The 26133-nt window shown below is 50.2% G+C and carries 22 protein-coding genes and 10 pseudogenes; 19 read left to right on the top strand and 13 right to left on the bottom strand.

The window, feature by feature from the left end:
- Positions 1-10: 10 nt before the first annotated feature.
- Positions 11-1330, top strand: coding sequence for a murein DD-endopeptidase MepM (mepM, locus tag J4685_RS03315; RefSeq protein ID WP_001184028.1), 1320 nt, complete (start codon positions 11-13; stop codon positions 1328-1330).
- Between the two features lie 116 nt (positions 1331-1446).
- The gene (gene lpxM / locus J4685_RS03310) at positions 1447-2418 is read left to right on the top strand and encodes a lauroyl-Kdo(2)-lipid IV(A) myristoyltransferase (protein WP_000448401.1); all 972 of its coding nucleotides are present in this window, start codon (positions 1447-1449) and stop codon (positions 2416-2418) included.
- A gap of 72 nt (positions 2419-2490) precedes the next feature.
- On the opposite strand, the gene pyk is transcribed toward lpxM, so the two are convergent.
- Positions 2491-3933, bottom strand: coding sequence for a pyruvate kinase (gene pyk / locus J4685_RS03305; protein WP_000091156.1), 1443 nt, complete (start codon positions 3931-3933; stop codon positions 2491-2493).
- A gap of 123 nt (positions 3934-4056) precedes the next feature.
- The gene (locus tag J4685_RS03300; protein ID WP_001056720.1) at positions 4057-4926 is read right to left on the bottom strand and encodes a MurR/RpiR family transcriptional regulator; all 870 of its coding nucleotides are present in this window, start codon (positions 4924-4926) and stop codon (positions 4057-4059) included.
- A 341-nt stretch (positions 4927-5267) separates the two neighbouring features.
- On the opposite strand from J4685_RS03300, the gene zwf reads away from it, so the two are divergent.
- The 3 genes from zwf to kdgA all read left to right on the top strand — a co-directional run bounded on the left by zwf (position 5268) and on the right by kdgA (position 9468).
- Positions 5268-6743: a glucose-6-phosphate dehydrogenase gene (gene zwf, locus J4685_RS03295; protein WP_000301711.1), complete on the top strand. Its 1476-nt coding sequence runs from the start codon at positions 5268-5270 to the stop codon at positions 6741-6743.
- 234 nt (positions 6744-6977) lie between these two features.
- The gene (edd, locus tag J4685_RS03290; protein WP_001069121.1) at positions 6978-8789 is read left to right on the top strand and encodes a phosphogluconate dehydratase; all 1812 of its coding nucleotides are present in this window, start codon (positions 6978-6980) and stop codon (positions 8787-8789) included.
- Positions 8790-8826: 37 nt separating this feature from the next.
- Positions 8827-9468, top strand: coding sequence for a bifunctional 4-hydroxy-2-oxoglutarate aldolase/2-dehydro-3-deoxy-phosphogluconate aldolase (gene kdgA, locus J4685_RS03285; RefSeq protein WP_000800494.1), 642 nt, complete (start codon positions 8827-8829; stop codon positions 9466-9468).
- 99 nt (positions 9469-9567) lie between these two features.
- On the opposite strand, the gene purT is transcribed toward kdgA, so the two are convergent.
- Positions 9568-10746 (bottom strand): formate-dependent phosphoribosylglycinamide formyltransferase, encoded by a 1179-nt coding sequence (gene purT / locus J4685_RS03280; protein ID WP_000173426.1) that lies wholly within the window; start codon positions 10744-10746, stop codon positions 9568-9570.
- Positions 10747-10876: 130 nt separating this feature from the next.
- Between purT and yebG the strand changes: the two are divergent.
- The 4 genes and pseudogenes from yebG to ptrB all read left to right on the top strand — a co-directional run bounded on the left by yebG (position 10877) and on the right by ptrB (position 14606).
- Positions 10877-11167 (top strand): annotated as a pseudogene (gene yebG / locus J4685_RS03275) (DNA damage-inducible protein YebG).
- A gap of 67 nt (positions 11168-11234) precedes the next feature.
- Positions 11235-11588, top strand: a complete 354-nt coding sequence (gene yebF, locus J4685_RS03270) for a protein YebF (protein WP_001042123.1) — start codon at positions 11235-11237, stop codon at positions 11586-11588.
- Between the two features lie 93 nt (positions 11589-11681).
- The gene (locus J4685_RS03265) at positions 11682-12341 is read left to right on the top strand and encodes a tellurite resistance TerB family protein (protein ID WP_000024714.1); all 660 of its coding nucleotides are present in this window, start codon (positions 11682-11684) and stop codon (positions 12339-12341) included.
- Positions 12342-12554: 213 nt separating this feature from the next.
- Positions 12555-14606, top strand: a complete 2052-nt coding sequence (gene ptrB, locus J4685_RS03260; RefSeq protein WP_000936997.1) for an oligopeptidase B — start codon at positions 12555-12557, stop codon at positions 14604-14606.
- Between the two features lie 36 nt (positions 14607-14642).
- On the opposite strand, the gene exoX is transcribed toward ptrB, so the two are convergent.
- From exoX to J4685_RS03245, 3 genes are all read right to left on the bottom strand, one after another.
- On the bottom strand, positions 14643-15341 hold the full coding sequence (exoX, locus tag J4685_RS03255) for an exodeoxyribonuclease X (RefSeq protein ID WP_000944274.1): 699 nt from the start codon (positions 15339-15341) through the stop codon (positions 14643-14645).
- 23 nt (positions 15342-15364) lie between these two features.
- Positions 15365-16021, bottom strand: a complete 657-nt coding sequence (locus J4685_RS03250; RefSeq protein ID WP_000100249.1) for a carbon-nitrogen hydrolase family protein — start codon at positions 16019-16021, stop codon at positions 15365-15367.
- A gap of 107 nt (positions 16022-16128) precedes the next feature.
- Positions 16129-16359, bottom strand: a complete 231-nt coding sequence (locus tag J4685_RS03245) for a DNA polymerase III subunit theta (protein ID WP_000856224.1) — start codon at positions 16357-16359, stop codon at positions 16129-16131.
- A 137-nt stretch (positions 16360-16496) separates the two neighbouring features.
- Between J4685_RS03245 and yobA the strand changes: the two genes are divergently transcribed.
- Genes yobA through J4685_RS03230 form a run of 3 tightly spaced genes read left to right on the top strand, consistent with a single transcriptional unit; the run spans position 16497 to position 18117 of the window.
- Positions 16497-16871: a CopC domain-containing protein YobA gene (gene yobA / locus J4685_RS03240; RefSeq protein ID WP_001664129.1), complete on the top strand. Its 375-nt coding sequence runs from the start codon at positions 16497-16499 to the stop codon at positions 16869-16871.
- A complete protein-coding gene (gene copD, locus J4685_RS03235) occupies positions 16872-17747 on the top strand; it encodes a copper homeostasis membrane protein CopD (RefSeq protein WP_000979692.1) in 876 nt (291 codons plus the stop codon).
- 16 nt (positions 17748-17763) lie between these two features.
- Positions 17764-18117: a YebY family protein gene (locus J4685_RS03230; RefSeq protein WP_000722366.1), complete on the top strand. Its 354-nt coding sequence runs from the start codon at positions 17764-17766 to the stop codon at positions 18115-18117.
- Positions 18118-18499: 382 nt separating this feature from the next.
- On the opposite strand, the pseudogene J4685_RS03225 reads toward J4685_RS03230, so the two are convergent.
- Positions 18500-19341, bottom strand: a pseudogene (locus J4685_RS03225) (tyrosine-type recombinase/integrase); the annotation flags it as partial.
- Between the two features lie 78 nt (positions 19342-19419).
- Between J4685_RS03225 and J4685_RS03220 the strand changes: the two are divergent.
- The 4 genes and pseudogenes from J4685_RS03220 to J4685_RS03210 all read left to right on the top strand — a co-directional run.
- Positions 19420-19755 (top strand): annotated as a pseudogene (locus tag J4685_RS03220) (hypothetical protein); the annotation flags it as partial.
- Positions 19751-20290: pseudogene (locus tag J4685_RS22435) on the top strand (DUF4376 domain-containing protein); the annotation flags it as partial. The pseudogenes J4685_RS03220 and J4685_RS22435, both read left to right, overlap by 5 nt.
- A gap of 105 nt (positions 20291-20395) precedes the next feature.
- On the top strand, positions 20396-20728 hold the full coding sequence (locus J4685_RS22430) for a DUF1353 domain-containing protein (RefSeq protein ID WP_011233019.1): 333 nt from the start codon (positions 20396-20398) through the stop codon (positions 20726-20728).
- Positions 20729-20776: 48 nt separating this feature from the next.
- Positions 20777-20886, top strand: a pseudogene (locus J4685_RS03210) (tail fiber assembly protein); the annotation flags it as partial.
- Between the two features lie 90 nt (positions 20887-20976).
- Here J4685_RS03210 and J4685_RS03205 read toward each other — a convergent pair.
- The 3 genes and pseudogenes from J4685_RS03205 to J4685_RS03195 all read right to left on the bottom strand — a co-directional run bounded on the left by J4685_RS03205 (position 20977) and on the right by J4685_RS03195 (position 22368).
- On the bottom strand, positions 20977-21162 hold the full coding sequence (locus tag J4685_RS03205) for a PagK family vesicle-borne virulence factor (protein ID WP_071601151.1): 186 nt from the start codon (positions 21160-21162) through the stop codon (positions 20977-20979).
- Positions 21163-21404: 242 nt separating this feature from the next.
- A pseudogene (locus J4685_RS22675) lies at positions 21405-21581 on the bottom strand (phage tail protein); the annotation flags it as partial.
- Positions 21582-21597: 16 nt separating this feature from the next.
- Positions 21598-22368 carry a transporter substrate-binding domain-containing protein gene (locus J4685_RS03195; RefSeq protein WP_011233020.1) on the bottom strand — a complete coding sequence of 257 codons (771 nt, stop codon included), beginning with the start codon at positions 22366-22368 and terminating at the stop codon, positions 21598-21600.
- 476 nt (positions 22369-22844) lie between these two features.
- Between J4685_RS03195 and J4685_RS03190 the strand changes: the two are divergent.
- Positions 22845-22987 (top strand): annotated as a pseudogene (locus J4685_RS03190) (helix-turn-helix domain-containing protein); the annotation flags it as partial.
- A 28-nt stretch (positions 22988-23015) separates the two neighbouring features.
- Here J4685_RS03190 and J4685_RS03185 read toward each other — a convergent pair.
- The 3 genes and pseudogenes from J4685_RS03185 to J4685_RS03175 form a co-directional block, all read right to left on the bottom strand.
- A complete protein-coding gene (locus J4685_RS03185; RefSeq protein ID WP_001536069.1) occupies positions 23016-23816 on the bottom strand; it encodes a hypothetical protein in 801 nt (266 codons plus the stop codon).
- A gap of 933 nt (positions 23817-24749) precedes the next feature.
- Positions 24750-25058: pseudogene (locus J4685_RS03180) on the bottom strand (tyrosine-type recombinase/integrase); the annotation flags it as partial.
- Positions 25057-25421: pseudogene (locus tag J4685_RS03175) on the bottom strand (recombinase RecT); the annotation flags it as partial. The pseudogenes J4685_RS03175 and J4685_RS03180, both read right to left, overlap by 2 nt.
- Between J4685_RS03175 and J4685_RS22415 the strand changes: the two are divergent.
- A pseudogene (locus tag J4685_RS22415) lies at positions 25418-25528 on the top strand (replication protein); the annotation flags it as partial. The pseudogenes J4685_RS03175 and J4685_RS22415 sit on opposite strands and share 4 nt — an antisense overlap.
- A 13-nt stretch (positions 25529-25541) precedes the next feature.
- Positions 25542-25937: a DUF977 family protein gene (locus J4685_RS03170; protein WP_000089408.1), complete on the top strand. Its 396-nt coding sequence runs from the start codon at positions 25542-25544 to the stop codon at positions 25935-25937.
- Positions 25938-26133: the final 196 nt, after the last annotated feature.

The raw sequence follows: 26133 nt of genomic DNA, 5'->3' as shown, positions 1-26133 counted from the left end.
AAGTGAATACGTGCAACAGATAGCCCGCTCTGTCGCCCTGGCATTTAATAATCTGCCCCGACCCCACCGCGTTATGCTGGGGTCACTTACCGTTCTGACACTGGCCGTCGCCGTATGGCGGCCCTATGTTTACCACCCAGAATCCGCACCAATCGTTAAAACTATTGAACTGGAGAAAAGCGAGATTCGTTCCCTCTTACCGGAGGCCAGCGAACCCATCGATCAGGCCGCGCAGGAAGATGAAGCTATTCCTCAGGATGAGCTGGACGATAAAACCGCAGGCGAAGTCGGCGTCCATGAATACGTCGTCTCCACAGGCGATACGTTAAGCAGCATTTTGAATCAGTACGGCATCGATATGAGCGATATTAGCCGACTTGCCGCTTCTGATAAGGAGCTGCGCAATCTGAAAATTGGCCAACAGCTTTCCTGGACACTGACCGCCGATGGCGATTTACAGCGTCTGACATGGGAAGTCTCCCGCCGTGAAACGCGTACCTACGATCGCACTGCCAACGGTTTTAAAATGAGCAGTGAAATGCAGCAGGGGGACTGGGTCAACAGTCTGCTGAAAGGTACGGTAGGGGGTAGCTTTGTCGCCAGCGCGAAAGAGGCCGGTTTAACCAGCAGCGAAATCAGCGCAGTGATAAAAGCCATGCAGTGGCAGATGGATTTTCGCAAGCTGAAAAAGGGCGATGAATTTTCGGTTCTGATGTCGCGCGAGATGCTGGATGGCAAGCGTGAACAGAGTCAGTTGTTGGGCGTGCGGATGCGTTCCGATGGTAAAGATTACTACGCCATTCGCGCTGCTGACGGTAAATTCTATGACCGTAACGGTGTTGGCCTGGCGAAAGGCTTTTTACGCTTCCCGACCGCCAAACAGTTCCGCATCTCCTCCAACTTCAATCCGCGTCGTCTGAACCCGGTTACCGGACGCGTTGCGCCGCATCGTGGCGTTGACTTTGCGATGCCGCAGGGTACGCCGGTGCTGTCGGTGGGGGATGGCGAGGTCGTGGTCGCTAAACGTAGCGGCGCTGCCGGTTACTACATTGCGATTCGTCATGGACGCACCTACACCACACGTTACATGCACTTGCGTAAGCTGCTGGTGAAACCGGGGCAAAAAGTGAAACGTGGCGATCGTATTGCGCTTTCTGGTAACACCGGGCGTTCCACAGGGCCGCATCTGCATTATGAAGTATGGATAAACCAGCAAGCCGTTAACCCTCTAACAGCAAAATTGCCGCGCACGGAAGGTCTGACGGGGTCAGATCGTCGTGAATACCTGGCACAGGTGAAAGAGGTTCTGCCACAACTGCGCTTCGATTAACAAATGCGCTGACAGAGCCGGTACGCGATGTGTGCCGGCTTTTTTGTTTTGTGTGAGACGCAGACGTCGCTACACTATTCACAATTCCTTTTCGCGTCAGCAGACCCTGGAAAAGCATGGAAACCAAAAAAAATAATAGTGAGTATATCCCTGAATTCGAAAAATCCTTTCGCTATCCGCAGTATTGGGGCGCCTGGTTGGGCGCTGCGGCAATGGCGGGGATCGCATTAACACCGGCATCATTCCGTGACCCTTTGCTGGCGACACTGGGGCGCTTTGCCGGACGGCTGGGGAAGAGTTCTCGTCGCCGGGCGCTAATTAATCTGTCTTTGTGCTTTCCGCAGCGTAGCGAAGCTGAGCGCGAAGCGATTGTCGATGAGATGTTCGCCACCGCGCCGCAGGCAATGGCGATGATGGCTGAGTTGGCGATGCGCGGTCCGAAAAAAATTCAACAGCGTGTTGACTGGGAAGGTCTGGAGATTATCGAGGAGATGCGTCGTAACGACGAAAAAGTCATTTTTCTCGTACCGCATGGCTGGGGCGTCGACATTCCAGCCATGCTGATGGCCTCTCAGGGGCAAAAAATGGCGGCGATGTTTCATAATCAGGGTAATCCGGTTTTTGACTATATCTGGAACACCGTGCGTCGGCGTTTTGGCGGACGTTTGCATGCGCGCAATGACGGGATTAAACCCTTTATTCAGTCTGTTCGTCAGGGCTACTGGGGTTACTACCTGCCGGACCAGGATCACGGCCCGGAGCATAGTGAATTCGTTGATTTCTTTGCGACATACAAAGCAACGCTGCCTGCGATTGGTCGGCTGATGAAAGTGTGCCGCGCACGCGTGATACCGCTTTTCCCGGTGTATAATGGTAAAACGCATCGCCTGACTATCCAGATTCGCCCACCAATGGACGATCTGCTCACGGCTGACGATCACACTATCGCCAGACGGATGAACGAAGAGGTCGAAATTTTTGTCGGCCCGCATCCGGAACAGTACACCTGGATCCTGAAGCTGCTCAAAACCCGCAAGCCAGGCGAGATTCAGCCGTATAAGCGTAAAGATCTTTATCCCATCAAATAAATAAAGCCTCTCGTAAGAGAGGCTTTATGCTGACAAACCCTGTATTACCTGATGAGCAGGCCAGGGGGAGTTTTACTCAACGGTCAAAATACGCGTGGTATTGGTTGAACCGACGGTGCTCATGACATCGCCCTGAGTCACGATAACCAGGTCGCCGGAAACCAGATACCCTTTATCGCGCAGCAGATTAACAGCTTCATGCGCCGCGACAACGCCATCAGCCGCGCTATCAAAATGCACTGGCGTTACTCCGCGGTAGAGCGCGGTCAGGTTCAGCGTGCGTTCATGGCGCGACATGGCGAAAATCGGCAGGCCGGAGCTGATACGGGAAGTCATTAGCGCGGTACGACCGGATTCCGTCATGGTGATGATCGCGGTAACGCCTTTCAGATGGTTTGCCGCATACATCGCAGACATGGCAATAGCTTCTTCAACGTTGTCGAACTGCACGTCGAGACGGTGTTTAGACACATTGATGCTGGGTATTTTTTCTGCGCCCAGGCAGACGCGTGCCATTGCGGCAACGGTTTCAGAAGGATACTGACCGGCTGCGGTTTCGGCAGACAGCATAACTGCATCCGTGCCATCCAGGACGGCGTTCGCCACGTCCATCACTTCCGCACGGGTCGGCATCGGGTTGGTGATCATCGACTCCATCATTTGCGTTGCGGTGATGACTGCGCGGTTTAGCTGACGCGCACGGCGAATCAGCGCCTTCTGGATACCAACCAGCTCCGGATCGCCGATTTCAACGCCCAGATCGCCACGTGCGACCATCACAACGTCAGAGGCCAGAATGATATCGTCCATGGCGTTTTGGTCGCATACCGCTTCGGCGCGTTCGACCTTAGCCACAATTTTCGCGTCGCAGCCGGCGTCGCGCGCCAGGCGGCGTGCATAGTTCAGATCTTCGCCGCAGCGCGGGAAGGAGACGGCCAGATAGTCAACACCTATCAGCGCAGCGGTTTGAATATCGGCTTTGTCTTTTTCGGTCAGCGCTTCAGCAGAAAGCCCGCCGCCGAGCTTGTTAATGCCTTTATTGTTAGACAGCGGGCCGCCGACGGTGACCTCGGTAAAGACTTTCATGCCCTGGACCTCAAGCACTTTCAACTGCACTCGACCATCGTCAAGCAGCAGGATATCGCCAGGAACGACGTCTGCCGGCAACCCTTTGTAATCAATGCCGACTTTTTCTTTGTCGCCTTCGCCTTTACCCAGGTTAGCGTCTAACAGAAATTTGTCCCCGATGTTGAGGAACACTTTGCCTTCTTTAAAAGTGGAAACGCGAATTTTTGGCCCTTGCAGGTCGCCTAAAATAGCCACATGACGCCCCAGTTTGGCGGCAATCTCACGGACTTTATCAGCACGCATTTTATGATCTTCCGGCGAGCCGTGAGAGAAGTTCATACGTACGACGTTTGCGCCTGCGGCGATAACCTTCTCAAGGTTGTTATCGCGGTCAGTTGCCGGGCCTAACGTGGTAACGATTTTGGTTCTGCGAAGCCTTCTGGACATGTAATACTCCGTTGACTAAAACAACTTGGTGTTGCGTGAACATTGATCCGGTCGTTCTGAAACCTTAACGGTATAAAATGAACGTCCCCGGATGACGAAAAGGGTAGAACATTGTTATTGCTTTTAGCGGTCATCACTCTTGATGAGTAATTCTTTATCAAAACGCGATTCCTTGAGCGCTTCCTTGACACGCTTCAAGTTATCTCTGAATTTTGCCCCGCGACGCAAAGTAAATCCCGTTGCCAGCACATCTATCACGGTCAGCTGAGCAAGTCGAGAGACCATGGGCATATAAATGTCTGTATCTTCCGGTACGTCGAGGGTAATGGCCAGCGTGGCTTCGCGCGCCAGCGGCGTTCCAGCGGAGGTCAGGGCGATCACCATCGCATCGTTTTCCCGCGCCAACTGCGCCAGTTCCACCAGGCTCTTGGTTCTGCCAGTATGCGAAATGAGCACGACGACGTCATCATCGCTACAATTCATACAGCTCATCCGTTGCAGCACGATATCGTCGGAGTAAATCACCGGCACATTGAAGCGAAAAAACTTATTCATGGCGTCATGCGCGACCGCGGCGGAGGAACCAAGACCAAAAAAGGCGATTTTTTTTGCCTGGGTCAGTAAATCGACGGCGCGGTTGACGGCCGATTTATCCAGCGACTGACGAACATGGTCGAGACTGGCCATGGCGGACTCGAAGATTTTTCCTGTATAGGCCTCAACGCTGTCATCTTCATCCACATTGCGATTAACATAGGGGGTGCCATTTGCCAGACTTTGCGCCAGATGCAGTTTAAAATCAGGAAAGCCGCGGGTATTCATGCTGCGACAGAAACGGTTCACCGTTGGCTCGCTAACGTTAGCTTCCTGGGCCAGCATGGCAATGCTTAAGTGAATCGATCTGCCTGGGGCGGCCAGAATAACATCGGCGACTTTTCGTTCAGATTTGCTTAAATGTTCCAGTTGAGACTGGACTTTTTCCAGCATATTCATGATTAGCAAGGCTCATGGGTATTAGCGATTTCAATGATGCGCGAAACCGAGCGCGTTTTGTTAGATATTACTCCTGGAGGCTGTCAAAGGGGGCAAAATGGCTAAAAAAGGTGTCGTTTTTTTTCATTACATGACCGACGTCGGATTTTAAGTTCCAGCTTGTGTGGAAAAGCGACAATTTTATTAGGCGTTTTGCCGATTATATTGCCAATCAAACGCCGGTTCACCTATGAAAAGGCGTTTACGGTTTCCGTAATCTCGTAAAAGCAGTACAGTGCTGTGTAATAAAATTACAACGATATCCTGGCTAAAGTACCAGGAGATTAACTGAGGAGAATGACATGGCGGTAACGCAAACAGCCCAGGCATGTGACCTGGTCATTTTCGGCGCGAAAGGCGACCTGGCGCGCCGGAAACTGCTGCCTTCCCTGTATCAGCTTGAGAAAGCCGGCCAGATCCATCCGGATACCCGGATCATTGGGGTGGGGCGCGCGGACTGGGATAAAGAAGCTTATACCCACGTCGTGCGTGAGGCGCTGGAAACCTTCATGAAGGAAAAAATTGATGAAGGCTTGTGGGATACGCTGAGCGGCCGTCTGGATTTTTGTAATCTTGACGTTAACGATACGCCTGCGTTTAGTCGCCTGGGCGATATGCTGGATCAAAAAAACCGTACCACCATTAACTATTTTGCGATGCCGCCCAGCACGTTTGGCGCTATTTGCAAAGGGTTAGGGGAGGCTAAACTCAACGCCAAACCGGCGCGTGTCGTGATGGAGAAACCGTTAGGTACTTCGCTGGCGACCTCGCGTGAGATTAACGATCGGGTCGGCGAATACTTTGAAGAGTGCCAGGTATATCGTATCGACCACTATCTGGGTAAAGAAACGGTTCTCAACTTGCTGGCGCTGCGTTTTGCCAACTCGTTATTCGTTAATAACTGGGATAACCGCACTATCGATCACGTTGAGATTACCGTAGCGGAAGAGGTGGGGATTGAAGGGCGCTGGGGATACTTTGACCAGGCCGGTCAGATGCGCGATATGATCCAGAACCACTTGCTGCAAATTCTCTGCATGATTGCCATGTCACCGCCGTCTGACCTGAGCGCCGACAGTATTCGTGATGAAAAAGTAAAAGTGTTGAAATCGCTGCGCCGTATTGATCGCTCCAACGTGCGTGAAAAAACGGTTCGTGGTCAATACACCGCGGGCTTTGCGCAGGGGCAAAAGGTGCCGGGCTATCTGGAAGAAGAGGGCGCGAATAAAAGCAGCAACACCGAAACGTTCGTCGCGATCCGCGTCGACATCGATAACTGGCGTTGGGCGGGCGTGCCATTCTATCTGCGCACCGGCAAGCGTCTGCCAACCAAGTGCTCTGAAGTCGTGGTTTATTTCAAGACGCCTGAACTGAACCTCTTTAAAGAGTCCTGGCAAGACCTGCCGCAGAACAAATTGACGATTCGCCTGCAGCCGGATGAAGGCGTGGATATTCAGGTGCTTAACAAAGTACCGGGGCTGGATCATAAGCATAATCTGCAGATCACGAAGCTTGATCTGAGCTACTCCGAGACCTTTAATCAGACGCACCTGGCGGATGCATATGAGCGCCTGCTGCTGGAAACGATGCGTGGCATTCAGGCGCTGTTTGTCCGCCGTGACGAAGTGGAAGAAGCCTGGAAGTGGGTGGACTCCATTACCGAAGCATGGGCGATGGACAACGACGCGCCGAAGCCGTATCAGGCGGGCACCTGGGGACCGGTAGCGTCCGTGGCGATGATTACCCGTGACGGTCGTTCGTGGAATGAGTTTGAGTAAATTTGCCACTCACTCTTAGGTGGTATTTTACCGGTAACATGATCTAACACAGATTGTAGAATCATTTTTGCACTTTTAAGCCTCGTGTGGATTCACCTGCGAGGCTTTTTTTATTACACTGCCTGAAACGATTTTGCCCCATTATCCCCGGACATCATGTATTTCACTGTCTTTCCACATTGATGAAACGCATGGTAAACCCGGTAGCCGGACAGATAAATTTCAGGAGCCTCTATGAATCCTAATTTGTTACGCGTAACACAGCGCATTGTCGAACGCTCGCAGCAGACCCGAAAAGCCTATCTTGCCCGCATTGAGCAGGCGAAAACCGCCACGGTCCACCGATCTCAACTGGCCTGCGGCAACCTGGCGCATGGCTTCGCCGCCTGTCAGCCAGAGGACAAAGCCTCGCTGAAAAGTATGTTGCGCAATAATATCGCCATCATTACCTCCTACAATGACATGCTCTCTGCGCATCAACCGTATGAACATTATCCGCAGATTATTCGTCAGGCCCTGCATTCCGTGAATGCGGTAGGTCAGGTCGCAGGCGGCGTACCGGCAATGTGCGATGGCGTTACGCAAGGGCAGGATGGCATGGAGTTGTCATTACTCAGCCGCGAAGTGATAGCGATGTCGGCAGCAGTAGGCCTTTCTCACAATATGTTTGACGGCGCGTTATTCCTCGGCGTATGCGACAAAATTGTTCCGGGGCTGGCGATGGCCGCGCTCTCTTTTGGTCATTTACCCGCGATTTTTGTTCCGTCAGGCCCGATGGCGAGCGGCCTGCCGAATAAAGAAAAAGTCCGTATTCGTCAGCTATATGCGGAAGGAAAAGTAGACAGAATGGCGCTGCTGGAGTCGGAAGCCGCCTCTTACCATGCGCCGGGCACCTGTACATTTTACGGCACCGCCAACACTAACCAGATGGTGGTGGAGTTTATGGGAATGCAGTTGCCGGGTTCCTCGTTTGTGCATCCGGATGCGCCGCTGCGCGAGGCATTGACTGCCGCTGCCGCACGTCAGGTAACACGTCTTACCGGCAACGGCAATACGTGGATGCCGCTCGGTAAAATGATCGACGAAAAAGTCGTGGTGAACGGCATTGTCGCGCTGCTGGCTACCGGCGGTTCCACCAACCACACCATGCATCTGGTTGCAATGGCGCGCGCGGCGGGCATTCTGATCAACTGGGATGACTTCTCGGATTTGTCGGAAGTGGTTCCGTTGATGGCGCGTCTGTACCCGAACGGTCCGGCGGACATTAACCACTTCCAGGCGGCGGGCGGCGTACCGGTATTGATGCGTGAGCTGCTCAATGCCGGATTGCTGCACGAAGACGTTAATACTGTCGCAGGCTTCGGCCTGAAACGCTATACGCTGGAGCCCTGGCTCAACAACGGCGAGCTGGACTGGCGTGAAGGCGCGGAAAGGTCACTGGATAACGATGTCATTGCCTCTTTTGATAAGCCGTTCTCTCCTCACGGCGGTACTAAGGTGCTAAGCGGTAATCTGGGGCGCGCAGTAATGAAGACGTCTGCGGTACCGGTTGAAAACCAGATCATTGAAGCGCCTGCCATGGTATTTGAAAGTCAGCATGATGTGCTGCCTGCGTTTGACGCGGGCCTGCTTGACCGGGATTGTGTCGTTGTCGTGCGTCATCAGGGACCAAAAGCGAATGGAATGCCAGAATTACATAAACTCATGCCGCCACTTGGTGTATTATTGGACCGCCGTTTCAAAATAGCGTTAGTTACTGATGGACGACTTTCAGGCGCTTCGGGTAAAGTGCCTTCAGCTATCCACGTAACGCCGGAAGCCTACGATGGCGGCTTACTGGCAAAAGTGCGCGATGGCGACATCATTCGCGTGAATGGGCAGACAGGTGAGTTAACTCTGCTGGTCGACGAGGCGGAATTTGCCGCTCGTCAGCCTCATATTCCGGACCTGAGCGCGTCGCGCGTCGGAACGGGGCGTGAGTTGTTTGGCGCGCTGCGCGAAAAGCTGTCGGGTGCGGAGCAGGGCGCAACCTGTATCACTTTTTAAGATGACACACTAGTAATCAGGCGAGAGAAGAATTCCGATGAAAAACTGGAAAACAAGTGCAGAAGCAATCCTGACCACCGGCCCGGTTGTCCCGGTCATTGTAGTCAATAAACTGGAGCACGCGGTGCCGATGGCTAAAGCGCTGGTGGCCGGGGGCGTTCGCGTTCTGGAAGTGACTTTACGTACGGCCTGCGCGATGGATGCTATTCGCGCTATCGCTAAAGACGTGCCGGAAGCGATTGTCGGCGCCGGAACCGTTCTCAATCCGCAGCAGTTGGCGGAGGTGACGGAGGCGGGCGCGCAGTTTGCGATTAGCCCGGGACTGACTGAGCCACTGCTGAAAGCCGCGACGGCAGGCACTATCCCATTGATTCCCGGTATTAGCACCGTTTCTGAACTGATGTTGGGCATGGACTATGGTCTGAAAGAGTTCAAATTCTTCCCGGCGGAAGCGAATGGCGGCACTAAAGCGTTGCAGGCGATTGCCGGTCCGTTCTCTCAGGTACGTTTCTGCCCAACCGGCGGCATCTCTCCGGCAAACTATCGTGACTATCTGGCGCTGAAAAGCGTGTTGTGCATCGGCGGTTCCTGGCTGGTGCCGGCCGACGCGCTGGAAGCGGGTGATTACGATCGCATCACCAAACTGGCGCGCGAAGCGGTAGAAGGCGCGAAGCAGTAAGCCGTTAAATGCCCGATGGCGCTTGCTTATCGGGCTTACGAGTGGCGATCAGGCAGGCCTGATAAAAATGCGCTAACGTCGCCATCAGGCGATGGCGCATTAGCCTTTTACCGTCACGCGGCTGGCGGCCTTTTTCGCTCTTATCACCGCTTCTTCAACGTTTTCACCTGTCGCTAACGCTACACCAAGACGACGGGTGCCGTCGATCTCAGGCTTACCAAACAGCCGTACCTGCACTCCGGCCCCTACCGCCGCGTGTACATCATCAAACGTCACATTTTGACTGGTAAGCTGCGGCAGAATCACGGCCGAGGCAGCGGGACCATACTGGCGAATAGCGCCTATGGGCATTCCCAGAAAGGCGCGCACATGCAGCGCAAACTCAGAAAGATCCTGAGAAATCAACGTGACCATTCCGGTATCGTGCGGGCGAGGGGAGACTTCGCTGAAAATGACTTCATCGCCACAGACGAAGAGTTCAACGCCGAACAGACCATGACCGCCTAACGCCAGTACCACATGACGAGCAATCTCTTGCGCCCGCTTCAGCGCCAGTTCGCTCATCTGCTGTGGCTGCCAGGATTCGCGATAGTCACCATCTTGCTGACGATGACCGACCGGCGCGCAGAAATGCACGCCATCGACGGCGCTAACGGTGAGCAGCGTAATTTCAAAATCAAATTTAACCACGCCTTCCACAATCACGCGACCCGCGCCAGCGCGTCCGCCCTGTTGAGCATACTCCCATGCCTGCGCGAGCTGTTCGGCCGAGCGGATAAAGCTCTGGCCTTTGCCGGAAGAGCTCATGACCGGTTTGACGATGCAAGGAAAACCCACTGCGGCTACCGCATCATGAAAACTGGCCTCACTGTCGGCAAAGCGATACGTCGATGTCGGCAGACCTAATTCTTCTGCGGCCAGGCGACGGATCCCTTCGCGGTTCATCGTGAGCTGCGTTGCACGGGCGCAAGGCACGACATTCAGCCCTTCGCCCTCCAGCTCGCGCAGCGTATCGGTGGCGATCGCTTCTATTTCCGGCACGATATAATGCGGTTTTTCCTCTGTAATCACATGACGTAGCGCCTCGCCGTCCAGCATATTAATGACGTGTGAACGGTGAGCCACATGCATGGCGGGAGCATCAGGATAGCGATCGACGGCGATAACCTCGATCCCCAGGCGTTGGCATTCAATCGCCACCTCTTTTCCCAATTCACCTGCCCCTAATAACATCACCCGCGTTGCTGCCGGACGTAGCGCAGTGCCTAATAGCGTCATATTTCTGTCCCCTTATTTACCTGCGCGCAGTATATACGAAAACGTTTGCGTATGTCTTTTCGAATAAATTGCTTTTCTTGCCGCCTTGCAATATACTGTATATAAGCACAGGTAAATAAGGGGCTGCAAAATGGCGGTTGAAGTTAAATACGTAGTCATTCGCGAGGGTGAGGAGAAGATGTCATTTACCAGTAAAAAGGAAGCCGACGCCTGGGACAAAATGCTCGATACTGCCGATCTTCTTGATACCTGACTTGAGCAGTCGCCAGTCGTGCTGGAAGATGGGCAGCGCGAGGCGTTGTCGCTGTGGCTGGCGGAACATAAAGAGGTGTTAAGCACGATCCTCAAAACCGGTAAGTTGCCTTCTCCGCAGGCGGTTGAAAAGGACGCCGCGAGTAAAACGAAAAAGCAAGCCGCCTGAACCCACACTTGCGCTCCCGGCGTTTTGTACCATGCTTTTCCTGAATCATTGTGCTAAGGAGAAAAGTATGAATAAAAGAGGAGCGTTGTTGAGCCTGCTGTTGTTATCCGCCAGCGTATCGGCATTTGCGGCATCCACCGAGAGTAAATCGGTTAAGTTTCCGCAGTGCGAAGGGCTGGATGCCGCCGGGATTGCGGCAAGCGTGAAGCGCGACTACCAGCAAAATCGTATCGTGCGGTGGGCAGACGACCAAAAAAAGGTCGGGCAGGCTGACCCGGTCGCGTGGGTTAATGTGCAGGACGTTGTGGGTCAAAATGATAAATGGACCGTTCCGCTAACCGTTCGCGGTAAAAGCGCCGATATCCATTATCAGGTCATCGTTGATTGCAAAGCCGGCAAGGCGGAATATAAGCCCCGCTAGCAGCGTAATTTGCGCTTCTTTTGCCGGAACAGACAATTCCTGACATCCCCTCAGGTACGCTTGACCATTATTGGTCTGTATTTGAGGGGTACTATGGCTAACTGGTTGAACCAATTACAATCACTTCTTGGGCAAAAAGGCGCTTCTGCATCGCCTTCCGGTGAACAGGGGTTAAATAAACTGCTGGTTCCCGGCGCGCTGGGCGGTCTGGCTGGACTGTTGGTCGCCAATAAGTCTTCGCGCAAATTATTAACCAAATACGGTACTGGCGCTTTGCTGGTGGGCGGCGGCGCGGTGGCGAGTTCCGTATTGTGGAATAAGTACAAAGATAAAGTACGCGCTGCGCATCAGGGGGAGCCGCAATTCGGCAGCCAAAGTACGCCGCTGGATGTTCGCACTGAGCGACTGATCCTGGCGCTGGTTTTTGCTGCAAAAAGCGATGGGCATATTGATGCCAAAGAACGCGCGGCGATTGAGCACCAACTGCGAGAATCAGGTGTGGAAGAGCAAGGGCGTGTGTTTATCGAGAAAGCTATTGAGCAGCCGCTTGATCCACAACGTCTGGCACAGGGCGTTCGCAATGAAGAAGAAGCCCTGGAAATCTACTTCCTGAGCTGCGCCGCCATTGATATTGACCACTTTATGGAACGTAGCTATCTGAATGCGTTAGGAGACGCGCTAAAAATTCCTCAGGAGGTTCGGGACGGTATCGAGCAGGACTTGCAGCAGCAAAAACAGGCGCTACCAGGCTGATAACTTGCCATTAAGTAACATGTTTCGCTTGCATCATGCGTGTCTTTTGCCACCCTTATAGGATGAATAGTTTACGTCATTCATGTTGCAAGATAGCGGCGAAGCAGTGACATCTCAGGCGCTTACCGAGGTGAGCGGACCGGGACTACCATGCTAAGCCGCTGTGTTTGCCGCGTGATATATAACAAATATTAACGCAAAAGAAAAAACGACATGTTGCCAAAAGCCAATCGAATTCCCTATGCCATGACCGTACATGGCGATACGCGCATTGATAATTATTACTGGCTGCGAGATGACACTCGCTCGCAGCCGGAAGTCCTTGATTACCTGCATCAGGAAAATGAGTATGGCCGGAAGGTCATGTCCTCTCAGCAGGCGTTACAGGACCGCATTCTAAAAGAAATTATCGATCGCATCCCGCCCAGAGAAGTTTCCGCTCCGTATGTGAAAAACGGCTATCGCTACCGTTATATCTATGAACCCGGCTGCGAATATGCCATCTATCAACGACAATCGGCGTTAAGCGAAGAGTGGAATGTGTGGGAAACCTTGCTCGATGCGAACCAGCGGGCCGCGCACAGCGAATTTTATACGCTCGGCGGGCTTGCCATTACGCCGGATAATACCATCATGGCGCTGGCAGAAGATTATTTATCCCGTCGTCAGTATGGGTTGCGTTTTCGTAACCTCGAAAGCGGTAACTGGTATCCGGAACTGCTGGATAACGTTGCGCCTGAATTTGTCTGGGCCAATGATTCCCTGACCCTTTACTATGTGCGTAAGCATAAGAAGACGCTGCTGCCCTATCAGGTTTGGCGGCACACGATTGGCACTCCGTCATCGCAAGATGAACTGGTATATGAGGAGAAAGACGATACCTTTTATGTCAGCCTGCATAAAACCACTTCGCAGCATTATGTGGTGATTCATCTTGCCAGCGCCACCACTAGCGAAGTGCTATTACTTGACGCGGAACTGGCCGATGCCGAGCCGTTTTCATTCTTACCGCGCCGCAAAGACCATGAATATAGTCTCGATCACTATCAACATAAGTTTTACCTGCGCTCTAACCGGAACGGTAAAAACTTTGGGTTGTACCGTACCCGCGTGCGCAATGAAAACGCCTGGGAAGAGCTGATCCCTCCGCGCGAGCATATTATGCTGGAAGGGTTTACCCTGTTTACCGACTGGTTAGTGGTCGAAGAGCGTCAACGGGGGCTTACCAGCCTGCGGCAAATTAACCGTAAAACCCGTGAAGTGATAGGCATTGCCTTTGACGATCCGGCTTACGTGACGTGGCTTGCCTATAATCCCGAACCTGAGACCTCCCGGCTACGTTACGGCTATTCTTCAATGACGACGCCAGATACCTTGTTTGAACTGGATATGGATACCGGAGAACGACGGGTACTTAAACAGACGGAAGTGCCTGGGTTTGATTCTGGCTGTTATCAGAGCGAACACCTGTGGATCACCGCACGCGACGGCGTCGAAGTGCCGGTATCGCTGGTTTATCATCAGAAGTATTTTCGTAAAGGGCAAAATCCGCTTCTGGTTTACGGTTACGGATCTTACGGTTCCAGTATTGACGCCGACTTCAGCAGCAGCCGACTGAGCTTGCTGGATCGTGGCTTTGTTTACGCAATCGTACACGTTCGCGGCGGCGGTGAGCTGGGGCAGCAGTGGTATGAAGATGGCAAATTCCTCAAAAAGCGGAATACTTTTAATGACTATCTTGATGCCTGCGATGCCTTATTAAAACTGGGTTACGGTTCACCGTCGCTGTGTTATGGGATGGGCGGGAGCGCGGGCGGAATGTTAATGGGCGTCGCTATCAACGAACGCCCCGAGCTTTTCCACGGCGTTATTGCCCAGGTGCCCTTTGTTGATGTATTAACCACGATGCTGGATGAGTCGATCCCATTAACGACAGGGGAGTTTGAAGAGTGGGGGAACCCGCAGGATATTGAGTATTATGACTATATGAAAAGCTATAGTCCTTATGACAATGTCAAAGCGCAGGACTATCCGCACCTGCTGGTGACGACAGGATTGCACGATTCCCAGGTGCAATACTGGGAACCGGCGAAGTGGGTGGCAAAATTACGCGAGCTAAAAACGGACCAACGTCTGCTGCTGTTATGTACGGATATGGACTCCGGGCACGGTGGTAAGTCGGGGCGGTTTAAATCCTACGAAGGCGTCGCGCTGGAGTTCGCCTTTTTAATCGGCCTGGCGCAGGGAACCTTACATAGCGCATAGACGCGCGCGCCCGCAACGGCTTGTGAGCGTCGCGGGTTATTGTGGTGTTCCATTGCTGCGTTGCTCGCCAGCCTGAACATCTTCCAGGTAGTGTTTAAGCGTCAGGCGAAGTTCCGGGCTCATATTATCAAGGTTATTAAAAAGCCAGCGTAAATAGCCCGGATCGCGTTTTGCGACTTCAGATACCGCCTTACCGCGGTATTTACCGAACGGGAAAGTGGTTAACAGCGCAGGACGGCCCGTGATATTGACCATCTCTTCCGCGGTCCAGCCGGTGGTTCGCATAATATCAATCAGCAAGGCGGCGGTGATATAGCAATCATAAAGCGCCCGGTGATGGTGCAGCCCCGGCGGCGTTTGTACGCTTAGTTTGCGCGATTTATAGAGCGCCATATTGCTGTATTTTATTCCCGGCCACAGGCGTCGCGACAACTTCATGGTACAGATCCACTCACCCGGCAATTCAGGTAATACGCGTCTGTCGAAACTGGCATTGTGAGCGACATACCACTCACTACCGTAATAAAGCGGTATGACATCTTCAATCCACGGCTTATCGGCGACCATGGCTTCGGTAATACGGTGTATCGCCATCGCCTGCGGCGTAATAAGGCGATCGGGGCGTATCAGGTGACTCATGGGATTGACAATGTTGCCATCAATGACATCTACAGAGGCTATCTCTACGATCCCGCCCTGCAGCCCGCAGGTTTCCGTGTCTATAATCCGCAACATGATTCATTCCTCACCCAAAGACCTTAGCGTAATGGAATGATATCGCCTTGCCAACCCTCGGTTGTGCGCAGACCCGTCAGTAATAGCGAACCGCAATCGGCACGAACAATAAGTTGCCCGCTTTCATCCCACAGCGCGCTACTGCCACAGGCATTGGCCATCAGTACGGCCAGCGCATATTTATGCGAAAAACGTTGTAAGCGTGAGGTAGAAGCATGGAGTTCAGGCTCGTTAAGACATTGACTGGTTGTGAATAACGTAAATGAGGGGTCTATATCACCACCTTCTGGCTGCTCATCCACCACGTTGATAGCGCTTCGCTGCCTGGCAATACAGGCGCCATGACTTTTGTGAAACATGAGCGGCGACGTTAGCCATGGGGCAAAAATAGCGATGCCTTTTACGAAGCGGCAGTTATGCTCAACAGGCATACCCACAATGATAGTCATATGGTGGGTATCGGCCGCATGAGTGAGCGGCTGTAAAAGCGCCTCGTCAGGCGGGGCGGGCAACGGTTTATTTCTTTCGTCGCAGCCTAATAGCGACAGTGACGGAAAGACCAGCAGTTCGCACTGTTGACGAGCCGCAAGCTCAATATATTCCAGATGATGGGCGACATGCTCTGCCGGCGAAGCGTTCAGGGGCGCGTACTGTGCAGCGGCAATTTTCCAGGAGGACATAATGACTTCCTTTTCATAGTCTCTACAGCCATTCTAAAAAGCATAGGTTAAGAATCGCCTTATAATGTAGTCGTCTGCATGTAAGGAAGTGTAACGTTATATAATTTTTATTTAACTTTGGGTTCGTAAGGGAGTCGGGATAGTGATACGGAAGCCAGACGATGGGCAATCAGCCGCTCGCGAAACCAGGCGCGTAGATGCTCTGGCTGCTCACGTTCGACCGCCTCCGCGACAACTGGCATATTGTAGCGCTCTTTAAATGCCACCCCAGCTGCCGCCAGGTCCACATTGACTTTATCCATTTCCGCTTGTTCAAGCTGAGCCAGATTCGTTTTCATACGTGTCTCCTTTTTTGTTGCCGCCAGAAGGTACTAAGAGTCCGCGGCAATGGCAAGATGGAAATGATGATCCTCGACTCATTGATTGTTGAAGGTTATTCTTTGTAACGTAGGTATAACAAAAAGGAATAGTGAATATGGCTTCTTCTGCACCATCGCGACGTTTAGCTTTACTGCTGCTGGCATCGACGTTTGCGACGCCAGCGGCCTGGGCACATGCGCACCTGACGCATCAGTATCCAGCAGCGAATGCTGCCGTTACGGCCTCGCCACAGGCGCTGACTCTGAACTTTTCTGAAGGGATTGAGCCAGGATTCAGCGGCGCAACCATTACTGGCCCTCAGCAAGAGTCCATCAAAACGCGCCCGGCAAAGCGAAATGAACAGGATAAAACGCAGTTGATTATCCCGCTTGAGCAGCCGTTAAAATCTGGCGCTTACACGGTAGACTGGCACGTTGTGTCGGTGGATGGACATAAAACAAAAGGGAAATACACCTTCAGCGTGAAATAAATGATGCTGACATTCGTCTGGATAACTCTCCGATTTATTCATTTTGCTAGTTTGATGCTGGTCTACGGCTGCGCGCTTTACGGCGCCTGGCTGGCACCCGCATCAATTCGTCGTTTAATGACGCGTCGATTTTTACATCTGCAACGACATGCCGCCGCCTGGAGCGTTATCAGCGCGGCTTTTATGCTGGCAATTCAGGGCGGACTGATGGGCGGCGGCTGGCCCGATGTTTTTTCCGTCTCGGTGTGGGGCGCGGTACTGCAAACCCGCTTTGGCGCGGTCTGGATATGGCAAATTATCCTCGCGCTGGTCACGCTGGCGGTGGTAGTCATTGCGCCGGTAAAAATGCAACGACGGCTTCTTATTCTAACCGTTGCTCAGTTTATCCTGCTGGCAGGCGTTGGACATGCGACGATGCGCGATGGTGTAGCGGGAACATTACAGCAAATTAACCATGCTCTGCATTTGCTCTGTGCCGCAGCCTGGTTTGGCGGGCTGTTGCCAGTGGTTTATTGTATGCGCATGGCTCAAGGACGCTGGCGTCAACATGCCATTAGCGCCATGATGAGTTTTTCTCGTTATGGTCACTTTTTTGTGGCGGGCGTATTGCTCACAGGCATTGGCAACACGCTATTTATCACGGGATTTACCGCTATCTGGCAGACCACTTATGGACAGTTGCTTTTGTTAAAATGTGCGCTGGTGGTGCTTATGGTAGCAATTGCGCTGACGAATCGGTATGTTCTCGTACCACGTATGCGACAGGAAAATCTCCGGACTGACCTATGGTTTGTCAGGATGACGCAAATTGAATGGGGAGTTGGAGGCATAGTTCTGGCGATCGTCAGCCTGTTTGCAACCCTCGAACCTTTCTGATGGACTGGCATAACGAATGAAAAAAATACTCCTTCCGGCGCTTCTGCTGGCCACTTCGGGCGTAGCGTTGGCGGCGCCGCAGGTGATTACCGTAAGTCGTTTTGAAGTAGGAAAAGACAAGTGGGCGTTTAATCGGGAAGAGGTCATGTTGACCTGTCGGCCTGGCCAGGCGCTCTATGTGATCAACCCCAGTACTCTGGTGCAGTATCCCTTGAATGCTATTGCCGAGCAGCAAGTCGCGGAGGGTAAAACGCGCGCTCAGCCTATTGCCATCATTCAAATCGATAACCCGGCAAAGCCCGGTGAGAAAATGAGTCTGGCGCCGTTTATCGAACGTGCGCAAAAGCTTTGTGATCCATCCAATAGCTGACTGATTTTTAATAAAAAACCGTAAACCTTCACGAAAAGGCTTACGGTTTTTTTATCTCTGATGACAGACAATACGCCAGGTTTTTTCAATCACCTTCGTCACAAACTGGAAAACCTAGCGTCGTCATCTATTCTTAAAGAGCAAGGCGATTTAGCCTGCATTAATGCCAACTTTTAGCGCACGGCTCTCTCCCAAGAGCCATTTCCCTGGACCGAATACAGGAATCGTATTCGGTCTCTTTTTATTTTCCTTACAAATCAAACAATTAAAAACGCTTGTCCGAAAATGTCCGAAATTTGTCCGAATTTCTGTATTCCGGTCTTTTTGGTTATATCACAATCAAATTAAATTTAACATTTATTTCACAACGAAAATTGGAGTATTAGAGCATCACGTAAGCTTTATTATCGTGTTCATCGAGATAGAGTTTCGTGGTGTTCTCTGAGGTGTGGCCCAGTAGTTTTTGAGCGAATTCCTCGCCGAGTTCGTCTTTGTACAGCCGACCAGCCAGGCTACGGATCTCGTGAAATGTCGGTGGGTTATCACTACATTTAACGTCTGAAATTTTTCTGGCTTTTACAAATTTCTTTGTCAGCCCATCCGGGTGAATATTCCCGGTCGGGCTATTTTTCCTGATTCCTGCACTGATCATGAAATCGGTTCTGCTTACCAGCCGGCAGCGATCGATAACCGTCCCGGACGTAACCCTGGCGCCTGAAGTGTCAGGGAGAGGGGGAATGCTATCTTTATTCCTGTCTTTATCTGGGTTACGTGTAGGCGACCATCAACGATATCACTATACTTCATGTTAGCTATATCCTCACGGCGTTGACCAGTAACCAGCGCGAGATCCATCGCAGGAGGAAACCACACAGGCAGATGTTCTGCCGCCGTCCGCGTGGCGTTATATGTTTCCAGTTGCAGGCGTTCCCTGGCAACCTTAATTTCAGGTGCTCGGGTTGACTCAACCGGATTCGTTGTTATTCTTCCTTCCACAATTGCCTCACGAAAAATGTCAGGTAGTACAGACCTCATCGCCCCCGCCATCGTGTTTTTACCTTCCGCGATCCATGACTCCAGAAACTCAGCAATATGCCGCGTGGTCACCTCTGCCAATATCATTTCCCCCATTTTTTCGCTCACGGTCGTTAACTGGTTGCCGCGAATTTTGTATGTGTTGGTCGCTAAATCCCGTCGTTTTAGTAACACGTCATAGCGGTCTATCCCGTTTTCTCCGGCAGGGGGGCCAGCTCCGTCGGCGCGTTCTGTTTCATCTGATTTAACAGCAGAAGCTGCGCCGGGGATAGCCAGACCGGGCAGCAGCCAGGGATGAGCGAACAGATATCAACCTCATTCATCGGTAACCGTAAACCGGATGAGTTGCTAAATGCTGTGGAGCAGTATTTCAGGGAGAAGGCCATCACAGCCAGTGTTAACGACCAGACCACAGGGATTATCACCGGTACCGGAGATGATCCGGAACTGAGTTCGTTGTATCTGGACTGTTCACTGTTACCGCAGACACAAAATATCCAGGAGCATTACCGTATCGTCGCGCAGGTCTGGAGTGTCGGTGAAGGCAGTAATGTTTCAGTAATGGTGACAGGCACTGCCGGACTGGATATTGCCGACGGTAGCGCCACATACCGGATTACCGTCAAACTGTACCGATATTGCCCCTCCTGATATTCCGGCCAGTCATATTGCTGTATTTGACCCTGAAACCGAAACGTGGAGTCTGAACAAAGACCATCACGGCGAAACAGTGTACGACACGCAAACCAGCAACCCGATTTATATTTCAAAACCCGGCCCGTTACCGGAGAACACCACTACACAGGCCCCCACATCACCAATAGATAAATTTGAAAACGGTCAGTGGGTGGCTGACCTTGCGACCGCACTCGGTCAGAAATACGCTGAGATTAATGTGTGGCCTAATGCGCAGGAAAACGGTAACTATCCGTTCACACTGAATGATCACCACTGGGACTGCGGTAAAGCGTCGCAGGACCGACTGTCGCCAGTAACGGCGGTGGCAAAACAGGGAACGCTACCACCAGGATTCTTCTGGACGGATGCAGATAACATCGATGTGCCAATGAGCGCAGACGAACTGATTAAACTCGAAGCCGCTATGCAACAAAACATGGTACTGGTGGGTTTTAAAATCCACGAACGCCAGCGGCAGATGAAGGACGAAGTGAACAGTCTCACCAACGCACAGGCTGTACTGGGTTACGTGTTGGCTGGCCGGAAAACCGTTAAGGAATGTATTATGAGCTGCTTCACAACCCCGGCCATTCTTGAAATGCCTGGCCACTACCTTTGGCGTGTACATGAATCTTTTGAGTTTTACCTCAGCGACGACAACAGCGACGTAATCAGCGTACCAGCCGGATTTGTAACTGATCTCGCCACCGTGCCATGCATCTTCTGGTCAGTCATGCCGCCAGACGGCAAATACGCTAAAGCGGCAATAACCCACGACTACCTTTACGACAATGCGCTGCGCACGAAAAAAGAAGCCAATTTGATATTCCTGGACGGAATGACCGTGCTTGGCGCGCCGAAGTGGAAACGGATTGTGATGTATCTGGCGGTCAGGTGATTTGGCAGGGGAATGTATGGGAAAGAACGTAAATACTGTGAATGATTTGCCACAGATGACGAGATTAAACGGCTGGAAGCATGGGAACTCTACAGCGTAATGGTAAACAGGGTGGATACATCTGCCTCTCCTGGCCGGATAAACCAGCCAGTCTGTAGTCGTTACTGTGGCACTTTAATTATCCATGTATCACAAATTACTTGTTTACACGGTAATTAATCACCCAGGTTAATAAAAGGTTGTTTCGTTTACCAGCATATTTTACCCAACGGTAGTTCTGGGATTGATATACCTGCCGGCCAGATTTTACACCACGGAAAGGAAATGCCCGGGAATCCTTTATTACCGCTTTCAGTGGCCATTGCAGATGAAGAAAATGTTATGGCTGATATAGCAAAAACCAGCGCTAACAATACACTGTTAAATTTATTCATAATATTATCCACATAGTTGAGAGTTATGCTGCCTTCTTAACTTTTACCGCAATCCTTTACCAGGATAAAGCAGAGGCGAAAATTTTTCTTGTCTGTCTACTGATTGTTAAGCAAGTATTTACTTTGAAATGGAATAATAAGTATAGTAATTTCATTCTCTACAGAAAATTTACTTGTATCTGAATGAACTCGTGTAGATACCAGAACCAAATTAACGCCTAAAAAACTGCAAGTTAGTAGTATTACTGTGGTAATGCAGACCATCTGATTACTGTGAATGTGGCCTCATCTGAAACGCCTGTTAAATCCAGCGTTTTAAGCTTCCTGATATAAGCCATCCATTTAGCCTGGCTGGCTTTATCGTCGTCACATCTTTCACTCCGCGCCAGTTCTGTTCGTCAGTCGGCAATGGTGCTTGTCAAAACTTTGTGGCGGCTACTCTGGATTTATCAGCCACTTTCTGGCAAGTATGATTTTGTTTTCATCAGATAACCAGCTATTTACAGCATCAAGAAGATACTGATTATCCTTCGCCATCATATAGACTTTATTACCGGCAGTGTCGGGGAGGATACTCCTGGTTGATACGCAGAAGACGCCTGGCTCTTTGTTCTGGTAATAAGTACCTTCGAGCAAGTCGGTAAACATGACATCAGCGCTGCGTTCACGAATCCTCTGCAGAGTGGCATCATTATCTTTTTCGCGAATAACATCTGCATACCTGATATGCTTGTCAACATAGTCCAGATTTGTACCACCTGGATTAACAACAATCCGCACGCCCTTACGGTCAATATCTTCAAGAGATTTGAAGTCATTAATCCTGTTACATTGCGTCAGCGCTATTTTCCCATTTTTAAGTACCGGAGAAGAAAGTGCGAACTGTTTTCTTCTGCCGGGAGTTTCTGTAATCCCTCCCATTGCAATATCAAATTTGTCTGCTGTCAGGTCAGTTGACAGTGTAGGCCAACTGCTAGGTACAAACAGGATATTCAGGTGCAGAGCTTTGCCCAGTGAATATGCCATATCAATATCAAAACCGATTAATTTATTTTGTTTGTTGTGAAATGCGAGGGGAGCATAGTCACCAGGCACCCCCACACGTAACTCTTTGCTTTCTTTAATCTCCTGCCAGGGTTTTGCCATCGCGGAATGAATACCTGAAAGTGACAACAAGATAACAAACATAAAATATACTTTTTTCATTACTCTTACCCTAATGTTTGATCAGTAGACTACAGATGAGATTGTCTTCTCTCCATTGCACCGGTAACCTATACTGGGCAGGGAATCCAATAATAGTGGTATATTAAACGGGAGATCCTCTCGCCACGATATACTATCCGCTATGAAGACCTGCTTCGGGTTAAGTGACAGCTTCAATTAAATTTTCACCCTGATTTTTCACATTTCTGATGTGATGGATTACCGCAGTCACGTTGTTTGCAAGAGCGTGCCTTGGTAGGCTGCCTGCTGTTTAGTCAGAACTGACTGTAATCGTGTTTATAGGTCGTACAGTTCACTATTGTGATGTAACGTCGTATGTTGATCAGCAGATCGTATGCTGACGATTTCAAAAGTACATAATTAAGTACATTTTTATATGTCACTTTTGTTTAATTCTATTTAATTCAGTTAGTTGAGTTTTTGCTTTCGTAATCGTTATTAAATAATAATCACAGGAACAATGGGCGCAGCCGGGCGCCTCATTAGGGCCGGAGTACCGTGACAGCAGGTAGCGATTATTTATGATGTTGGCGTTTCGACGTTGTACAGAAAATTTCCGGCGAGTAACATGCCTTTGATGCCATTCATGGGAAAATAACACTCCTTTAATCAGCCATAAGAGTTAATTATATAAACTTAAATGGATTTGTTAATTGAATTTCATCAAGATTAACTCTATATAAAAGATTTATTGTCTTTGTTATGGCGTCTATATATTCTGCGCTATTCATTATAGCAGTGTATTTATCGTATGCTTCGAAGCAATGATTTTCATTGATATATTCACTGCTATTGTTTTTATAAATTTCATATGACTCTTCCTTTTTGAAAATGCGCGCATCCAGCCAAGGGTCAAGTATATATTCCGATATTCCTTTTGAATCAGTAAAAGTCAAAAAAACGACCACATGATTCCCTCCTGACGCGCTATTATACATAAGGGATGTGCTTATTCTGGCATCAAATACATTATTTTTCGAAAATCCTATTCCGGTTAGTCTTTGTGGTATATATTTTGCAATAATCGCACCTAAAATTAGCGACATATCAGCACAGTTCCCTGTGTTATATTTTATTGAATCAATGGAAGAATATATTAGACTCAGAGATATTGGGTTTTCTGGTCTTTCAGCCATAGCTCTGTCAAAAGAGTTTGCTTTTATAGTTTGCAGAAATTTCTTGTGATGTTCTCTTTGTAAATTAAGAGCGTCGTATTTTTCCTGCGTATCAATTTTAAGCCTGTCAATTTGCATAGCATCATAACTGTCCGATTTCTTTATTATTGTTCTGACAAAAACGGTACATTCTGAAGCAGCATTAATAATACAGGAGGATAAATCAACTGAAGTACTCTGTTGGTTGTTACAGGCGCTCACTCCAGTTGTGTCGAATTTTTCTGTAGCTACATGTCCAACATTTATAATCAATTACATTTCCCTGAATTCAAAATTAAGCGATATTCTTATGTCACGACAACCTAACAGGGACTGACTACAAAGATCTTTAAAGAAACGTTCATTATTGTATCTATTGATGAACTCCCTTCAGATTTAGAGGTTGTGCCCATGGTCGAAAAGCTCCTCTACGCTCATATACTTAACTTATCGGGGACATGGTAGGTTAGGATGTGAAAACACAGGGACAGTTACTGTCACTGCGAAGGCAGCAATAAGGAGGCCTATCCTGTACGAACTGTGGAAAACTATATCTTGTTCACGATCACCTGCATCGTTGACGATGCGCGATCCTGGAGGTTTGACGACTGCCCGGTATGATCGGTGCCGCAGCCACGTCGTATGCAGGAACGGCCTGCGGCAAACTGGCGATCGTTCGATAGTGCGAATATTGAATGGTTGCCAGTCGCGGCGGATTCTACTGGTTAAGAATGGCTAATCAATGTGTTTAATCTGAAACCAGGCATCTGTTCAACTTTTCGTGATCGCTTTTGTTGGCATCACTATTAAGCCTTCGTCTACATGGGCATTTGGCATCGGGAGGCCACCAGTGGAAGAGGTCGAGTGATATATTGGGCAGTGAGTTTGATTGGTCGGGGGATTTATACGCAAAATGGTTCGAAATATGTCAGAATTAAAACGTAAAAAGTGATAACTAATTGAATCTATTAGAATCAAAAATAACGTATTCTAATCGTTAAAATCACTTAATTAATATGTAACATTGTGAATTTAAAGAGAAAGATCAATTGTTGCCGTAAACAGGAATCGTATTCGGTTTCTTTTTATTTTTCTTATAAATAAGCTATTTACAATTAACGATCCGAAATTTTCCGAATTTCTGTATTCCGGTCTTTTTGGTTATATCACATCCAAATCCAGTTTAACATTTCTTTTACAGCAAAATCAGAGCATCACGTAAGCTTTATTATCGCGTTCATCGAGATAGAGTTTCGTGGTGTTCTCTGAGGTGTGGCCCAGGAGTTTTTGGGCGAACACCTCGCCGTGCTCATTTTTGTACAACCGCCCGGCCAGACTTCGGATCTCGTGAAATGTCGGTGGATTATTGCTGAAGTTAACGCCGGAGGCTTTTCTTGCTTTTACAAATGTCTTTGTCAATCCATCCGGATGAATATTCCCGGTCGGGCTATTTTTCCTGATTCCTGCACTGATCATGAAATCAGTTCGGCTTACCAGTCGGCAGCGATCGATTAAGGCGGGCAACGGCATAGACATGAGTAACCTGTGCATCTTCGTTCTCACCCGGACGGTGTACCAGCTTCTCTTCCAGACCAAACTCGAAGCTGAAATCGTCACCTTCACGGACAACGCGCGCGGAAAGGCTGGCAATCTGTCCGGAACAGCGGGCAAGGTCGATCATTCCCCGGTAGCCAATAATTAACTGAACGTTTTTTTGCCTGACTTTTCGTTTTTGTTTCCGAACGGCAGCAGATAGGCATGACCGAGCGCGCCGCCGGGTTCCAGCCCAAGCTGGGAATACTGAACGATGGCGCTGACAAAACTCATGGTGTCACAGTCACCCAGCGCCGGAACTTTTCGGATTTCCGTTGTGGCTACCGCCGGTACGCCGTCAACTTGCAGCGCCGCGCCATCCGGCAGGGCCAACCCCGGCACAACTGATGATGGAAGAATTCAGACGGCGTAAGGCGGCGGGAAGGCTTTAACAGGGGGGGACTTATGAGCAGAAATTACACACCGGCGCAGAAAGCTGAAATACAGAAGCGCCTGACGGAACTGATACGAACACACGGTCGGATGACGTTTGGAGAGCTGCGGAAGATAACAGGGTTAACCATTTTTACAGCCCGCCACTACTTGGAAAAGGCGGAAAGTTGTGGGGATCTGTATCAGGCCGGGAGAAGCGGTATTTTTCCTTCGGAACAGGTTTTCCTGCTTTGGAAGCAGAAACGTGAAGATGCCAGGATTACCCGCTTTCTGAAAACGCCGGAAGGTGTCGTGAGTTCCTACGACCGGACCAGAAACGTTATCTGTACGGAGTGCCGGAACAGCGTGACGATGCAAAGGGGACTGGCATTTTATCCGGGACATTACCGGGAGGCGGAATCTGCATGAAAATCGAATAATATAACTTTGCAGAGGTAGTGAATATCGTAATCACCCGTTCGGCATTTGAATTCCGTGAGCACAGTCGTGTTGTGAATGTCGCCTTGTTCACAACACCAGGAATATTCCACTGTCAACTGGTTGTCTGCGGCTGGACATAATTTTATCTGATATTCAGGCTGTACCAGCGCAAAGGTTCCGTGAG

The sequence above is a fragment of the Salmonella sp. 32100201201700099SM genome (assembly GCF_017572645.1).
In the GTDB taxonomy this organism is placed as follows: domain Bacteria; phylum Pseudomonadota; class Gammaproteobacteria; order Enterobacterales; family Enterobacteriaceae; genus Salmonella; species Salmonella enterica.
The sequence above is the reverse complement of the archived record's forward strand: the minus strand, read 5'-3'. Positions and strand labels throughout refer to the sequence as shown.

Excerpts from the sequence above, each read along its gene's own strand:
- lpxM (WP_000448401.1), top strand. The coding sequence starts at position 1,447 with ATGGAAACCAAAAAAAATAATAGTGAGTATATCCCTGAATTCGAAAAA.
- pyk (WP_000091156.1), bottom strand. The coding sequence starts at position 3,933 with ATGTCCAGAAGGCTTCGCAGAACCAAAATCGTTACCACGTTAGGCCCG.
- J4685_RS03300 (WP_001056720.1), bottom strand. The coding sequence starts at position 4,926 with ATGAATATGCTGGAAAAAGTCCAGTCTCAACTGGAACATTTAAGCAAA.
- zwf (WP_000301711.1), top strand. The coding sequence starts at position 5,268 with ATGGCGGTAACGCAAACAGCCCAGGCATGTGACCTGGTCATTTTCGGC.
- edd (WP_001069121.1), top strand. The coding sequence starts at position 6,978 with ATGAATCCTAATTTGTTACGCGTAACACAGCGCATTGTCGAACGCTCG.
- kdgA (WP_000800494.1), top strand. The coding sequence starts at position 8,827 with ATGAAAAACTGGAAAACAAGTGCAGAAGCAATCCTGACCACCGGCCCG.
- purT (WP_000173426.1), bottom strand. The coding sequence starts at position 10,746 with ATGACGCTATTAGGCACTGCGCTACGTCCGGCAGCAACGCGGGTGATG.
- yebF (WP_001042123.1), top strand. The coding sequence starts at position 11,235 with ATGAATAAAAGAGGAGCGTTGTTGAGCCTGCTGTTGTTATCCGCCAGC.
- J4685_RS03265 (WP_000024714.1), top strand. The coding sequence starts at position 11,682 with ATGGCTAACTGGTTGAACCAATTACAATCACTTCTTGGGCAAAAAGGC.
- ptrB (WP_000936997.1), top strand. The coding sequence starts at position 12,555 with ATGTTGCCAAAAGCCAATCGAATTCCCTATGCCATGACCGTACATGGC.
- exoX (WP_000944274.1), bottom strand. The coding sequence starts at position 15,341 with ATGTTGCGGATTATAGACACGGAAACCTGCGGGCTGCAGGGCGGGATC.
- J4685_RS03250 (WP_000100249.1), bottom strand. The coding sequence starts at position 16,021 with ATGTCCTCCTGGAAAATTGCCGCTGCACAGTACGCGCCCCTGAACGCT.
- J4685_RS03245 (WP_000856224.1), bottom strand. The coding sequence starts at position 16,359 with ATGAAAACGAATCTGGCTCAGCTTGAACAAGCGGAAATGGATAAAGTC.
- yobA (WP_001664129.1), top strand. The coding sequence starts at position 16,497 with ATGGCTTCTTCTGCACCATCGCGACGTTTAGCTTTACTGCTGCTGGCA.
- copD (WP_000979692.1), top strand. The coding sequence starts at position 16,872 with ATGATGCTGACATTCGTCTGGATAACTCTCCGATTTATTCATTTTGCT.
- J4685_RS03230 (WP_000722366.1), top strand. The coding sequence starts at position 17,764 with ATGAAAAAAATACTCCTTCCGGCGCTTCTGCTGGCCACTTCGGGCGTA.
- J4685_RS22430 (WP_011233019.1), top strand. The coding sequence starts at position 20,396 with ATGAGCTGCTTCACAACCCCGGCCATTCTTGAAATGCCTGGCCACTAC.
- J4685_RS03205 (WP_071601151.1), bottom strand. The coding sequence starts at position 21,162 with ATGAATAAATTTAACAGTGTATTGTTAGCGCTGGTTTTTGCTATATCA.
- J4685_RS03195 (WP_011233020.1), bottom strand. The coding sequence starts at position 22,368 with ATGAAAAAAGTATATTTTATGTTTGTTATCTTGTTGTCACTTTCAGGT.
- J4685_RS03170 (WP_000089408.1), top strand. The coding sequence starts at position 25,542 with ATGAGCAGAAATTACACACCGGCGCAGAAAGCTGAAATACAGAAGCGC.